The following is a 13921-nucleotide window of genomic DNA, read 5'->3' as shown; positions in this document are numbered from 1 at the left end:
GCCGATGACCACCGAGAGCGGGAATCCGCAGACAACGGCGCCGCCGGCCCGGTCCGCCAAGCGGGCCCTCGTCGGCCGGCTGTCCTGGGGACTGGCCGACCAGGCGGCCTCCAGCATCAGCAACTTCGTCGTGGGCATCTACGTGGCCCGCTCGCTGGGGGTGACCGCGTTCGGCGTGTTCAGCCTGGCCTGGGTGACCTACGGCGTGGTGCTCAACGTCTCCCGCGGCCTGGCCACCGACCCGCTCGTGGTGCGCTTCAGCGGGGTGTCGGACGCGTCCTGGCGCGGGGCGGTGGCCAGGTCGACGGGCACCGCCCTCGGCGTCGGTGCCGCCCTCGGAGCGGCGTCCGTGGTGGCCGGCCTCGCTCTCGGCGGCCGGGTGGGGCCCGCGTTCGTCTGCCTCGGCGTCATGCTGCCGGGGCTGCTGCTGCAGGACGCCTGGCGGTTCTCGTTCTTCGCCGCCGGCGCCGGGCGGAAGGCGTTCGTCAACGACGTCGTGTGGGGCGTCGCGCTCGTCCCCGCCATGGTGGTGGCGGCCCGCGTGGACAGCGTGGCCGCGTTCGTGCTCGCCTGGGGCGCGTCCGCCACGGTGGCCGCCGGGTACGGCTACGTCCAGTCCGGCATCCGGCCCCGGCTGGGCGAGGCTCGCGGGTGGCTGCGCGAACAGCGCGATCTCGGCTACCGCTACCTGGTCGAGAACGTCAGCCTGAGCGGCGCGAGCCAGCTGCGGGCGTACGGGCTCGGCGCGATCGTCGGACTCGGCGCGGTCGGTGCGGTGCGGGGCGCCGAGCTCCTGATGGGCCCGTTCCTCGCCGTGCTGATGGGTCTTTCGCTGGTCACCGTCCCGGAGGCGGCACGCGTGCTGCGGCGGGCCCCGCACCGCCTCGGCAGGTTCTGCCTCCTGCTGGGCGGCGGGCAGGCCGCCGGCGCGCTGCTCTGGGGCGCGGCGCTGCTGCTGATGCCGGACCGGCTCGGCGAACTCGTCCTCGGCGACGTCTGGCACTCCTCCGCACGGCTCATCGTGCCGATCACCCTCGGCGTCGCGGGCGCCGGCCTCGGCACCGGCGCGGCGGCCGGGCTGCGCGCGCTCGGCGCGGCCCGGCGCAGCCTGCGCTGTCAGCTGTTCGCCTCCGCCGGTTACGTCGGCGGCGGGCTCGGCGGGGCGGCCGTCGCCGGCACGGTCGGCTCGGCCTGGGGCGTCGCCGCCGCGACCGTCAGCGGCTCGGCCGTGTGGTGGCTGCAGCTGCGGTCCGCCCTGCGCGAGCACCGCCAGAACCCCATCCCCGAAGTGAGGACTTCATGACCGCCCAACCGAGGCTGAGCATCGGCCTGCCCGTGTACAACGGCGAGGAGTACCTGGCCGAGTCGCTCGACGCCCTGCTCGGCCAGACGTACGAGGACTTCGAGCTGGTCATCTCCGACAACGCCTCGACCGACGGGACCCAGGACATCTGCCGCAAGTACGCGGCTCAGGACTCACGCATCCGGTACATCAGACTGCCCCGGAACGTCGGCGCCACGCCGAACCACAACTACGTGTTCACCGAGTGCCGCGGAGAGCTGTTCAAGTGGGCCTCGCACGACGACCTGTACGCCCGCGACCTGCTGCGGCGCTGCGTCGAGGCGCTGGACGAGCGGCCGGACGTGATCCTCGCGCACGCCGACCAGGCGGTCATCGACGGTGACGGCCAGGTGAAGGTCCCCTACGAGTACACGCTCGCCACCGGCTCGCCGCACGCGCCGGAGCGCTTCCGGAGTCTGCTGTTCGAGCCGGGCGGCGACGACTTCTACGGGGTGATGCGGGCCGACATGCTGCGCCGGGTGAGACCGATGGACAGCTACCACCACGCGGACCGCACGTTCGTCGCCGAGATCACCCTGCACGGGCGCTTCCACCAGGTGCCGGAACTGCTGTACTTCCGCCGCGACCACCCCACCCGCGCCGAGCGGGCGAACCCTTCCAAGCGCGCCCGGTGCGTCAACCTGGACCCGCGCCGGGCCGGCCTGCTGCACCCGACACCCCGGCTGCTCGCCGAGTACGTCTGGGGCTTCGCCTCGGCGGTCCGGCGGGCGCCGTTGTCCGCGGCCGACCGGCGTGCCTGCCACCGCCATCTGGCCGCGTGGATGACCAGCCGGGTCCGGCCGGGTGCCGGCGAGCGGGTCGAGGACCGCGCCCCGGTCGACCCGGCCAAGCTCACCGTCTCCGTCGACGCCCTCGTCGCGGGCCGTGAGGGGAGGCGGGCGTGAAAGCGACGACACGTGTGGGGGTGTTCGGCCTGCTCGGCTCGGGCAACCTCGGCAACGACGGCTCGCTGGAGGCCGTGCTCGGATACCTGCGCGCCGAGCACCCGGAGGCGGGCGTGGACGCCCTGTGCGGCGGACCCGAGGCCGTCACGGCCCGGTTCGGCATCCCCGCCACCCGGCTGCACTGGAACCGCGCCGAGTACCGGACCGCATCACGTGCGGGCGCGGTAGCGGCGAAGGGTCTGGGCAAACTCGTCGACGTCTTCCGCACCGCCGCCTGGGTGCGCCGGCACGACGTGGTGATCGTGCCCGGCATGGGCGTCCTGGAGGCCACGCTGCCGCTGCGGCCGTGGGGCTTCCCGTACTCGCTGTTCCTGCTCTGCGCGAGCGGCCGGCTGTTCGGCACCCGGGTCGCGCTGGTCAGCGTCGGCGCGGCCGAGATCCGCAACCGGCCCACCCGGGCCCTGGTGCGCTGGTCGGCGCGGCTGGCCGCGTACCGGTCGTACCGGGACGCCCAGTCCCGCGACGCGATGCGGGCGATGGGCGTGGACACCACGCGCGACGAGGTCTACCCGGACCTCGCGTTCTCCCTGCCGACGCCGCCGGCGAGCGCGCCCTCGGGCCCGCCGGGCACGGTCTGCGTCGGTGTCATGGACTTCCACGGCGGCAACGACGACCGCGCCCGGGCCGAGGAGATCCACCGGCGCTACCTCGACGGGACGATCCGGTTCGTCCGCGCCCTGGTCGAGGACGGCAGGCCGGTCCGGCTGCTCACCGGCGACCAGTGCGATGTGGCGGTGGTCGACGCGATCCTCGACGCGGTGGACTCACCACTGGTCACGGCGGCCGAACCGGCCTCACTGGCCGACCTGATGAAGGAGATGGCGGCCGCCGACACCGTGGTCGCGGTCCGCTACCACAACCTGATCTGCGCGCTGAAGACCGGTACGCCGGTGCTCGCCCTCAGCTATGCGGCGAAGAGCGACGCGCTCATGGACCGGATGGGGCTCGCCGCGTACTGCCATCCGGCGCGGGAGGTCGACGCCGACCGGCTGCTCGAACAGTTCCGGGCGCTGGAGAAGCGGTCGGCCGAGCTGCGGCGGATCCTCACCGAGCGGAACCTGGCCGCCGCCCGGCAACTCGAGCACCAGTTCAACGCGTTGACCGCGGCCCTGTTCCCCGCGGCCGACCACGCCCAGGCCCATGCGTACCGGGAGGCTCCATGAAAGCGACCGAAGTCCCGTCGATCTCCGGTGCATTCCTTTTCGAGCCGACGCCGTACGCGGACGAACGCGGCTTCTTCTGCCGCACCTTCGACGCCGACGTGGTCCGCTCGGTGGGCCTCGACCCGGACGCCTTCGTCCAGGACAGTCTGTCCCGCTCGGCCCGGGGCGTGCTGCGCGGCCTGCACCTGCGTTCCGGCGCCGGCGAGGCCAAGCTGGTGCGGTGCTCGTACGGGAGGATCTTCGACGTCGTCGTGGACCTGCGGACGGACTCGCCGACCTACCTGGGCTGGGCCTTCTTCGAGCTGTCCGACGAGACGCAGGCGACCCTGTACATCCCGGCGGGGTGCGCGCACGGCTTCCAGGCGCTGACCGAGACCGCCGACACCTCGTACCGGATCGACCGTCCGCACGATCCGGCCGAGGACGTGACGATCGCGCACGACGACCCGGAGCTCGCCATTCCCTGGCCGCTGCCGGTCACATCGATGTCCCAGCGGGACCGGGAGGCGCCGAGCCTCGCCGAGGTCCTGAAGCACAGAGAAAGTTGAGGTGGCCGCGTGCACACCGAAGGCACCGAAGACACCGGAGACACCGGCGAGCTCCTCCTGCCCCGGTCGCGGACGGCGAACGAGCGGCTGCACGCCCTGATCCCCGGGGGCGCGCACACCTACGCCAAGGGCGACGACCAGTACCCCGAGAACCTGGCCCCGGTCATCAGCCACGGCCACGGTGCCCATGTGTGGGACGTCGACGGCAACCGCTACATCGAGTACGGCTCCGGCCTGCGGTCGGTCAGCCTCGGCCACACCCACCCACGCGTGATCGAGGCGGTGCGGCGGGAACTCGACCGCGGCAGCAACTTCGTCCGGCCGTCCATCGTGGAGGTCGAGGCCGCCGAACGCTTCCTGGCCACGGTGCCGACCGCCGAGATGGTGAAGTTCGCGAAGAACGGCTCCGACGCCACCACCGCCGCGGTGCGCCTCGCCCGCGCCGCCACCGGGCGCCCGCGGGTGGCCATCTGCGCCGACCATCCGTTCTTCTCCGTCGACGACTGGTTCATCGGCACCACGCCGATGTCCGCGGGCATTCCGGCGGCGACCACCGACCTCACCGTGGCGTTCCCGTACGGGGACCTGGCCGCCACGGAGGAACTGCTCGACCGCCACCGGAACGAGATCGCCTGCCTGATCCTCGAACCCGCCACCCACACCGAGCCGCCGCCCGGGTACCTCGCCGGGCTGCGCGAGCTGGCCGACCGGCACGGCTGCGTCCTGATCTTCGACGAGATGATCACCGGCTTCCGCTGGTCCGAGGCGGGCGCCCAGGGCCTGTACGGCGTCGTCCCCGACCTCTCCACGTTCGGCAAGGCGCTGGGCAACGGGTTCGCCGTCTCCGCGCTGGCCGGGCGCCGCGAGCTGATGGAGCGGGGCGGGCTGCGCCACTCCGGCGACCGGGTGTTCCTGCTGTCCACCACGCACGGTGCGGAGACGCACTCCCTGGCAGCCGCGATGGCCGTGCTCACGACGTACGTCGAAGAGGGCGTCACGGCACGCCTGCACGCCCTCGGCGAGCGGCTGGCCGCCGGAGTCCGCGAGGCCGCGGCCGCCATGGGCGTCGGCGACCACATCGTCGTCCGGGGCCGGGCCAGCAACCTGGTCTTCGCCACCCTCGACGAGAACCGGCAGCCGTCGCAGCAATACCGCACCCTGTTCCTGCGCCGGCTCCTCGCGGGCGGGGTGCTGGCGCCGTCGTTCGTGGTGAGCAGCGCGCTCGACGACGCCGACATCGACCACACCGTCGACGTGGTGGCGCAGGCATGCGCGGTGTACCGCAAGGCGCTGGACGCCGGTGACCCCACCCCCTGGCTGGCCGGACGCCCGGTGAAACCCGTCTTCCGCCGCTTGGCGTGACGGGGAAGTGAAGTAACGCGGCGCACGTCACCTGACGTGAGGTGACGTGACGTCAGCGCCCTTCCGGCCGACCGGCGTCGGCCATCCGCTCGGCCGGCCGGTCATCCGTCCTGCCGACCCTCCGGTCGGCCATGCGGTCGACCAGCCACGCGGTCGCCGGTATCACCGCCAGCGCGGTGCACCAGCCGCCGAGGACGTCGGTCGGGTAGTGCGCGCCCAGGGCGACCTGCGCCCAGCCCATGGCGGCGCCCGCGAGCAGCGCGGCGGCGAGCACGAGTGACGTGCCGGCCGTCCTGCCGAGGCCGAGCCGGCCGGTCACGAGCAGCGCCGCCACGAGGGCGAGCGCGGTGAAGAAGGCGGTGTGCCCGCTCGGATACGACAGGTTGCCGTCGCCGTGGATGGTCCGTCCCACCAGGTGCTTGAGCAGCGTCGCCGTCCCCACGGCCGTGCCGGCGCCGGCCACGACGAGCACCGCCCCCCGAGGACTCCGAAGCACCAGGCAGCCCGTCACGACGGCCCCGACCAGCATCGCCGATCCGGCGGGCTCCCCCAGGAAGTCCAAGGCCAGAGCGACGTGCCGCCACGGCGGCCGCACACTGTCCGCCGTCGGCTGGATGATCCACCTGTCCACCCTGCCAGGCTCGCCGTGGCCGGCGTACAGAACCCCGAGCACGACGACCACCAGCGCGGCGAGAACCGCAATCACCCCGAGCCACCCGCGCAACGACGGAGGCAGCACCCCGGGCGCCGACCGCCCGGTCACACGCCCACCGCATCCGGTCGACATGCGGTGCCTTGCCGTGATCGGTGACGCAGCCTGCTCTCGGTGCCCAGTCCCTCGTGCGCGTGCGGAGCCATCAGCCTGTACAACCCCCAACGTGCAAGCCGATCCCTCGCGTTGGCCAAGAGCATCGGAATCAGTCCCCGCGTGCCACCCTAACCAACAATGCGATCGCGGCAAACCGCCGCCGGAAGGTCCCCGTGCTCAGGTCGAGGTCAGGGTGAGACGGTCCGGCGGGGACCATCGGATGATGGTCGACATGGCATTGATTCTGGTGACCGGAGCGTCCACCGGGCTCGGGCGCGACACCGCGCACGCCTTGGCCGGCGAGGGGCACGAGGTGGTCGTCCACGTCCGCAACAAGGCCCGTCTCACCGAGGTGGAGGGCTCCGGCCGGTGGAAGGGGGTGGTGGTCACCGGGGACCTCGCCGAGCCGAACGAGATCCGTGGCGTCGCCCGGCAGGCCGCCGCGTTCGGCCGCTTCGACACCGTCATCCACAACGCCGGCGTCCTGCACTCCCCGGAGGCGGCCGCCGTCAACACGGTCGCGACTACGGGTATGCCCTGCCCGCACTCCCACGGACCGCGCGGAAGGGAAGGCGCCACTGGACCGGCGATGTGCTGGGTCACTGTCAGGTGGTCAGTCCCGCGCCAAGGGCATGGGCGAGGGCCACGTCGAGGAGCTGACCCGTGGCGCGGTGTCCGCCCAGTACGGTGGACCCGTCCCGTGCGGGTGCCTGGGTGCCGTAGATCCTGTGTTCGGCGTACGTCGGCGTACGGGGACCTCCCGCGCCGCCCGCCCTGCACCGGACGGACGCGGTCGCCGGGGTGGCGCGCCGGGGGGCCGGCGTTGTGACGCGCACGGGTGAGGCCGGGCCGGGCGGTGTCCGGCGGCCCCGGTACCGCCGCCGGCGCACGGACCGGTCACGGCGGTGTCCGCCGGGACGGCTCTTCCGGGCGGGGGCGTGGGTACAGTGGCAGGCCCATCCGCTTCATTCTTTCCCGGGCCCCTCGGCCGGACCTTTCCGGCCTCTGCCGGAAGCGACGGATTCATGGCTCTGGTGGTGCAGGACCGCACGTTTCTCGATGTCCTCAGCGCCGGAGCACGGAAGGATCTGTTCCGGATCAGTGTCGAGCGGACGTTCCGGGCGGACGAGCATCTACTGCGGGAGCAGGACGACAGCAGCCATGTGCTGGTGCTGTTGGAGGGGTGGGCCGTGGTGTCCACGGCCACCGACCGGTCCTCGGCCCGGCTGATCCTGGCGCTGCGCCGGCGTGGTGAACTCGTGGGCGAAATGGCCGCGTTGGGCGGGATCGCGCGCAGCGCCTCCGTCACCGCGCTCGGTCCGGTACGTACCCTGGTGGTGCCCGGCGCCCGGTTCCGCGCGTTCGCCGGGCGCGACCCGGAGGTGTCGGCGCTGCTCATGGCCCAGCTCGTCTCCCGGCTGCGCACCGCCGACGAGGAGCGGCGCACGCTCGCCTCCCTGACCGTCATTCAGCGGGTGGCTGGGCGACTGCTGGAACTCGGGGAACTCCAGCGGGCGGCCTCCGGTCAGGCGGGCACGCGGGACACGGGCGGGCCCGGGGACGAGTTCCCGGTGCTTGCGCAGTTCGCCCAGCACGATCTCGCGGACGCCGTGGGCGCCACCCGCGAGGCGGTCGCCAAGTCGCTGCGGCTGCTGCGGGCCGCTGGTGTCGTCCGGACCCGGCCCCGCCGCATCGAGCTGATCGACCACGACGCGCTGCGCCTCTTGGCGGCCGGCGGGAACATCGGGTTCCCGGCTCCCTGAGCGGCTTGTACGACCGTCAGTCCCACTCCCCTCAGCGGATACCTCTGCCCAAGACCCTTTGAACACGCATCGGTCAAGGGCTGTGCGAGGTTGTGTTGAAGTGCGGGGCGCAGAACGGCGCAGCGTGCGAGGCGCGCGTTTTGGGCGCGCGATCCATGTGCCGCCACCGGATGTGTAAACGACCACATCGCGGGCCAGCCTGAGCCGCCATGCTGACGGTCAGTCACTGCACGACAGGGGGGTGGGCAGATGGCTGACGGAGCCGTCTACAAGACCTTGATGAGCGTGGACACCCGGGGATCGGGCAGCTACCTCGACGGCGCGAAGCGACGGATGCGCGCACGGATCTACGACCTGGCCCACGCGTCCTTCGTGGCGGCGGGCGTGGCGAAGTCCATGCTGCACCTGGAGGACCGAGGGGACGGGTTCATCGCCGCCGTGGACGCGCGCATCCCGCCGGTCCGGCTGCTCGGCACCTGGCTGGCAGAGATGCACCAGCGGCAGCGGGCGGGGAACGAAGACCTGGCACGCCGGCTCGGGCTGCGCGTCGGACTGCACGTGGGTCCGGTGGAACACGACGAGGAGGGGCTGTCGGGCCATGCGATGGACCTGGCCTGTCGGCTGGCGGACTCACCGGTGACGCGGACGGTGCTGGAGCGCTCGGGGCGCGATCTGGTCCTCGTGGTCTCCGACTCGCTGCACCACGAAGTGGTCCGACACGGTGGCCGGTTCGTGGAGCCCTCCGCGTACCGTCCGGCCCGGGTTGCGCTGAAAGAGGGCCCGGTCACCGCGTGGTTCCACGTGCCGGGCGAGGCCCGGCCCCGGGTGCCGGGTGACGAAGGATTCGACACGCCTCCCGTGGACGCGCCTTCGGGGGAGAACGGGGGTGGCGCGTCCACGGGAGCCGAGGCGGAGGGCCGCTCACCGGGGAGGGACCCGGGGCACGCCGCCCCGGCCCCGGCCGGCCGGCCCACCGCCGACGGGGATCTCCGGGCGCCCGGGACGGAGGCGTGGCCGGTGGACACCGGTTCCGGTGCCCACTGGGACATCAAGGTGGAGGGCGGCACCAGCGTCGTCCAGGACCGCGCGACCTTCCAGGGACCGGTCCACTTCGGAGGCAGCGCGGGCGCGGCCCAGGGGGACTGGCCGACCGGCGGCAACAGGGCGCTCGGAGGCCGGGGGGCGACGGACGGCACCACGCCCGACGGCGGCCGACGGGCCGGCGACCGCAACGCCCCGAACTGCGCCCGGCGCGCGGGGGACGGCAACGGCCTTACCGGAGGGTCACGTTGAGCGGCGACGGCGAGCACGGGGGCTCCGAGGGCTCCGGAGCCGGTGTTGCCGGGGGCGCGTCCCCCGGACCGGACCAGTGGCAGGCTGGGGACGAACCGGCGTGGCAGGACGGCGAACGGCGGCCCGGCCAGGGTTCCGGCAGGGACGCCGACGGGGAGGCGGGGCCGGACGGCGACCGGGACCGGGCGGACGAGGCGGAGCGGCGGGACCGTCAGGAGGAGCGTTTCCGGGAGGCGACCCGGGACCCGCTGGCCGACTCGGGGGTGCCCGGCGAGGCACGCGCGGCGGCCCGGGTCCAGCGGGCCGCGCAGGCCCGGTTCGACATCCGGGGCAACAGCAGCGTCTTCGACCGGACCAGCTTCGACCGCGCGCACTTCGGCGATGTGTACGTCGGCGCCCGGGACACGGCGGCGCCGGTCTTCGGGGACGTGCCCGAGGACGAGTTGGACCGGCTGCGCCAGGTCTACCGGGCCCCGACGGGCTACCCCACGCTGAAGCGGGTACTGCGCGGGCGCCGGGTGCTGGTGCTGGGCGGCCCGCCCGGCACGGGTCGCCTCACCACCGGGCTCTGCCTGTTGGACGAGGTCACCACCGCCGTACGCGACACGGCGTCCGGCGCTGGGAAGCCCGTCCCCGAGGCGGCGGAGCCCGACGGCCGGACGGGCACCGGAGTCCTCACCCGGGGCCGGGTCACCCGGCTCGCCCCGTCCGACCTGGGGCTGCTCTCCGCAGACCCGGACGCGGTGGCGGACGGTGTGCTGGACGGCGGCGGGCTACTGGTCCAACTCCCCGACAGTGCAGGGGACTTCATCGCACCGCAGGAGCTGCACCTGGACGCGCTCGCCGCGCGGTTCGCCGCGAAGGGGTCGTACGCGGTGCTGGTCGTCTCCCCCTCCTCGCCCGCCGGGCATCTGCTGGGAGGGCGCTACGGGCTCGCTTGCCCGCCGGCGCCCGCCGGGGAACTCCTGGAGTGGCAGCTCGTACGACACCTGGCGGACTGCCCGGACCCGGACGCGCTGGGCCGGGGCGAACAGATCCTCAAGCACCCGCTGTTCCTGGACGCGCTCGGCATCCTCCCGGAGGCGCTGCGGCCTTCCGAGACCGAGCTGGTCGCGGAACGGGTGGCCCGACATGTGCGGGGCGAGCTGGGCCGGGACGAACTCCTGGACGCCTGCGACCAGATCGCGCGCCGGCAGGCCCGCGAGTGGTTCACCGGGGCGGCCGACCCGCTGCCCCCGGCGCCCGAGCCCGATCGGGCCAGGGCGGCCGGGCCGGTGGACACCACCGCGTCACGGGTACGGGAGGCCTCGTTCCGGATCGCGCTCGCGGTGCTGGACGGGGAGGCGGTCAGCTCGGTGGCCGACGCCGCCGAACTTCTCGCCCAGCAGATCCTCGCCGTACGAATGCCGGGACGGGCGCACGGGCGGCCGGTGTTCGCGGAGGACCTGGAGGGGCTGCTCGCCGCCTGCCGAGCCGAGGTGCGCACCGGCGAGGAGGAGTCGGTGGGCGGGGTACCCGTGCCGGTCCGCACGGTCGCCTACCGGGGCACGGCGCTGGCGGGCTCGGTGCTGGCCGAGGTCTGGCACCGGCATCACGCGGCCCGCGGTCCGGTGGCACGCTGGCTGCGCGATCTGGCGGGCGACCCCCGACCGCAGGTGTGGGTGCGCGCCGCCGTGGTGGCGGGCGAACTCGCCACCGCCGACCTCGGGTACGGCTTCTCGGAGCTGATCCGGCCGCTGTCGGTGGCCAAGGACACCCGGCGCCGCTTCTTCGCCGCGACCGCGTTGGCCCAGGCCGCCGGCCGCGAGCCGTACCGGTCGGCGGTGCGGGGCGTGGTCGCGGACTGGGCGGACGCCCCGGTGCCGGCGCTGCGCTGGACGGCGGCGCTGGCCCTCGGCTCCGGCCGGATCGTGGACGACACCCGGCAGGCCATGGAGCTGCTGTGCGACATCGGCGGCCGGGACGAGGGCGCCCAGGCGCTCGTCGCCTCGTACGGCGCGACCCGGCTGGTGGCCGGCAGCCGGGCCGGGGAGGCGGCCACCGTGCTGCGCGAGTGGTCCGAGAACGGCTCCGCCGAGCAGCTGAACCTGGCGATGCTCTGTGCCGTACGGCTGTTCTGCGCGCGGACCGACGACATGTGGCAGGCGGAGGAGAGCGACGGCCCCGGCGCGCCTTCTGCGGACGCCGCCACGTCCGTCCCGGCATCCGTCAGCCGGGTGTGGGGGCCGGGCGGGGTGCGGCTCGGGGGCCGGGTGCCGGGGCAGCCGGGCGGTGCCGGGCCGCGCGCCCGGACCGGACAGGACGAACGACCGCCGGTGCCGCGCGCGTCCGTCGAGGTGACCGACGCGGAGCTGGCCCGGCGGGCGCACTGGCCGCTCGCGCTGGCGGTGGCCGTAGCGGTGGAGAGCGCGGCCGAGCCGCTGGCGGACCTGCTGTGGCGGTCGCTGGCGAACCGGCTGTCGCACGAGAGCGCGACGGAGGGCCTGGCGACCTGGCTGCGGGCCGCCGAGGCGGACGCCGTGGTGCCCGGACGGACCGGCCGCACCTATGTGTTCGAGCAGGCGGCCGGGGAGGAGCCGGCCGACGGCACGGCCGACCGGCGCGGGGAGATGCTCCAGGCGCTGCTGTGGCTACTGCCCCGGATGATCCGCGACCGTCGGGACGCCGAACGGCTGCGCTGGCTGCTGCGGTTGATGGCGGACGCGCCTGAGGAACCGATGACCGCCCCCTTCGCCCGCCATGTGGTGGCCGCGATGGCGGCGACGGGACGCGGCCAGGGCGGCCGGGGGGAGGAGCAGAGGTGACGGCGGGACGGGAAGAGGAACTGGTGATCCCGGAGAACCTCGCCGGGCCGTTCCTGCGCGAACGGATCGTGCAAGGACGGGGGTTCAAGCACTGGGGCGCCCAGGTGGCCTCCGTGCTCTACTACCAGGACGGTGGGCACAGCGTGATCACCGCGCGGGGCGCCGACCACCGCGACCGGCTCAGCCGGTGGTCCCGGCCGACCAGTGTCTGCGAGGTCGCCTGCGGGCGGCACACGACCTCGTTCGCGCTGAAGCTGCCCGCGCACGGCTCGGCGACCTTCTTCGAGACCCGGGTGAAACTGCGCTGGGAGGTCATTGACTACCGACTGGTCGTGGAGAAGCGCCTGTTCAGCGTCGAGGACGACCTCGGCCCCGAGATCGTGGACCGGCTCCAGGGCATCACCACCCGGTACTCCGTGGACCAGGCGCACGAGGCCAACCAGGCCGTACGGCTGGACATCGAGGCGGGCCGCTGGGCCGACCTCGGGCAGGAGGTGGGGCTGCGCACCAAGGTGTTCGTCGAGGTCGGCACCGACCGCACGCAGATCGGCTTCGTCAGCCAGACCCGCAAGGACGAGGCGGAGGCCCAGCGGGTGACCACCCGCTTCCGGGGGTTCGCGGCGATCGCGCACGGCACCGACGCGGAGAAGTACGCCTATCTGATGGCATCCGGCAGCACCGGCGAGGTCGACCGGCTGGTCAAAATGATGATGGAGAGCCAGGCCGAGGAGCAGCGCGCCAACCGCGAGTTCCTGGTCCGGATGGCGCACGAGGGGCGGGTCAACACCCCTGAACTGGACGCGTACATCCGCCGGATGGTGCTTCCCGGCCAGGCGGCGGGGCACTCGCTTCCGGCGCTCGAACCCCGTGCCGCGCTGCCGCCCGCGCCCGTCGCCCCGGCCGCCGCGACCGGAGCCGCCCGGCAGGACTGGCCGGACACCCCGGCGGCCGGGGACACGGACGCGTACGACGCCCCGGAGCGCGGGACGGCGCGGACCGCCGGGGCGCCGCGCCAGGAGGAGGACGACTGGTGGGGCGAGCCGCGGGAGGCCGTCGAGTACGAGACCGGTCCGTCGGCGGCGCGGGACGGCTACGGCACGTCCGCACACATCGACGGCCACGGCTATGAGCACACGTACGGCGGATCCTCCTCCACGGATGCCGGGCGCGCGGAGTCCGGGGCGGGGTCCGGGTCCGGGGCGGGGTCCCGTAACTGGGTCGACGAGGACGACGACATCTGGGGCGGCCCGTCGGACGGGGACCCGGGCGGCCGGGGCGGCGGACGGTGACGGCCGCACAGGGCGCGCCGGCGACCGCCGTCCCGGAGGCGCGGTACGTCGCCGAGCGGCTGCTCGCCACGGTCCGTGAGGACACCGGGCGTGCGGACGTCAAGGCGTCGGTGCTGCTGTCGGTGACCCTGGGTGTGCCGCCCCTGGTGGTCGGGGTGGGGCAGCGCCCGCCGGACCGGCCCTCCGTGCTGTGGCTGGTGCTGGTCGGGGCGGGGCTGCTGATGTGGCTGGCGGGGTCCGTTTCACTCGTTCGGGCGGTGCTGCCGCACGGCGGAACTGAGCGGGTGGGGCCCGGCATCACCTTCTTCGCCGACGTCGTCGCGGTGCACACGGCGGCCGGGGCGGGCGGCGTGGCCGAGGCGGTCGGCAGAGCGGGCGAGGACGTCACGGCCTGGCTGCTGACCCAGGCCGTGGACCACAGCCACATCCTCATGCGGAAGTACCGGTGCATCCGCTGGGGAGCGGTCTGGCTGGTAGCGGGGGCGCTGTCGGCGACGGCCGGGCTGCTGCTCGGCTGATCCCGGCGCGCGCAGGGGGGACGGCGGCACCGGCCGCCGACACCGGGGCGCACGCGGGCCCGCACC

The 13921-nt window shown here is 74.1% G+C and carries 12 protein-coding genes and 1 pseudogene; 11 read left to right on the top strand and 2 right to left on the bottom strand.

Features of this window, described 5'->3' with window-relative positions; all coding sequences use genetic code 11:
• Window positions 1–4 precede the first annotated feature (4 nt).
• Genes ABZ865_RS00120 through ABZ865_RS00100 form a run of 5 tightly spaced genes read left to right on the top strand, consistent with a single transcriptional unit; the run spans window position 5 to window position 5380 of the window.
• Window positions 5–1303 (top strand): hypothetical protein, encoded by a 1299-nt coding sequence (locus ABZ865_RS00120; RefSeq protein ID WP_361221802.1) that lies wholly within the window; start codon window positions 5–7, stop codon window positions 1301–1303.
• Entirely contained in the window at window positions 1300–2247 is a 948-nt protein-coding gene (locus ABZ865_RS00115; protein WP_361221800.1) for a glycosyltransferase family 2 protein, read from the top strand. The genes ABZ865_RS00120 and ABZ865_RS00115 overlap by 4 nt, the downstream gene beginning before the upstream one ends.
• The gene (locus ABZ865_RS00110) at window positions 2244–3470 is read left to right on the top strand and encodes a polysaccharide pyruvyl transferase family protein (protein WP_361221798.1); all 1227 of its coding nucleotides are present in this window, start codon (window positions 2244–2246) and stop codon (window positions 3468–3470) included. Before ABZ865_RS00115 ends, ABZ865_RS00110 begins: the two co-directional genes overlap by 4 nt.
• Window positions 3467–4018, top strand: coding sequence for a dTDP-4-dehydrorhamnose 3,5-epimerase (gene rfbC, locus ABZ865_RS00105; protein ID WP_361221796.1), 552 nt, complete (start codon window positions 3467–3469; stop codon window positions 4016–4018). The genes ABZ865_RS00110 and rfbC overlap by 4 nt, the downstream gene beginning before the upstream one ends.
• A 9-nt stretch (window positions 4019–4027) precedes the next feature.
• Complete coding sequence (locus ABZ865_RS00100; RefSeq protein WP_361221794.1) at window positions 4028–5380, top strand: glutamate-1-semialdehyde 2,1-aminomutase; 1353 nt, start codon at window positions 4028–4030, stop codon at window positions 5378–5380.
• Window positions 5381–5432: 52 nt separating this feature from the next.
• Here the strand turns inward: ABZ865_RS00100 and ABZ865_RS00095 are convergent, their stop codons facing one another.
• Window positions 5433–6143, bottom strand: coding sequence for a phosphatase PAP2 family protein (locus ABZ865_RS00095; RefSeq protein ID WP_361221792.1), 711 nt, complete (start codon window positions 6141–6143; stop codon window positions 5433–5435).
• 22 nt (window positions 6144–6165) lie between these two features.
• Here ABZ865_RS00095 and ABZ865_RS00090 point away from each other — a divergent pair.
• Window positions 6166–6684 (top strand): annotated as a pseudogene (locus ABZ865_RS00090) (SDR family NAD(P)-dependent oxidoreductase); the annotation flags it as partial.
• A gap of 109 nt (window positions 6685–6793) precedes the next feature.
• Here ABZ865_RS00090 and ABZ865_RS00085 read toward each other — a convergent pair.
• The gene (locus tag ABZ865_RS00085) at window positions 6794–7024 is read right to left on the bottom strand and encodes a hypothetical protein (protein WP_361224415.1); all 231 of its coding nucleotides are present in this window, start codon (window positions 7022–7024) and stop codon (window positions 6794–6796) included.
• Between the two features lie 189 nt (window positions 7025–7213).
• Here ABZ865_RS00085 and ABZ865_RS00080 point away from each other — a divergent pair, with 189 nt between their 5' ends.
• From ABZ865_RS00080 to ABZ865_RS00060, 5 genes are all read left to right on the top strand, one after another.
• Window positions 7214–7951, top strand: a complete 738-nt coding sequence (locus tag ABZ865_RS00080) for a Crp/Fnr family transcriptional regulator (RefSeq protein WP_361221790.1) — start codon at window positions 7214–7216, stop codon at window positions 7949–7951.
• 249 nt (window positions 7952–8200) lie between these two features.
• Window positions 8201–9244 (top strand): hypothetical protein, encoded by a 1044-nt coding sequence (locus tag ABZ865_RS00075; protein ID WP_361221788.1) that lies wholly within the window; start codon window positions 8201–8203, stop codon window positions 9242–9244.
• On the top strand, window positions 9241–12048 hold the full coding sequence (locus ABZ865_RS00070; RefSeq protein ID WP_361221786.1) for a hypothetical protein: 2808 nt from the start codon (window positions 9241–9243) through the stop codon (window positions 12046–12048). Before ABZ865_RS00075 ends, ABZ865_RS00070 begins: the two co-directional genes overlap by 4 nt.
• Window positions 12045–13337 (top strand): hypothetical protein, encoded by a 1293-nt coding sequence (locus ABZ865_RS00065; protein WP_361221784.1) that lies wholly within the window; start codon window positions 12045–12047, stop codon window positions 13335–13337. Before ABZ865_RS00070 ends, ABZ865_RS00065 begins: the two co-directional genes overlap by 4 nt.
• Window positions 13334–13855 (top strand): Pycsar system effector family protein, encoded by a 522-nt coding sequence (locus tag ABZ865_RS00060; protein ID WP_361221782.1) that lies wholly within the window; start codon window positions 13334–13336, stop codon window positions 13853–13855. Before ABZ865_RS00065 ends, ABZ865_RS00060 begins: the two co-directional genes overlap by 4 nt.
• The last annotated feature ends 66 nt before the right edge of the window (window positions 13856–13921 follow it).

The sequence above is a fragment of the Streptomyces sp. NPDC047085 genome (assembly GCF_040643735.1).
In the GTDB taxonomy this organism is placed as follows: Bacteria; Actinomycetota; Actinomycetes; order Streptomycetales; family Streptomycetaceae; genus Streptomyces.
The sequence above is the reverse complement of the archived record's forward strand: the minus strand, read 5'-3'. Positions and strand labels throughout refer to the sequence as shown.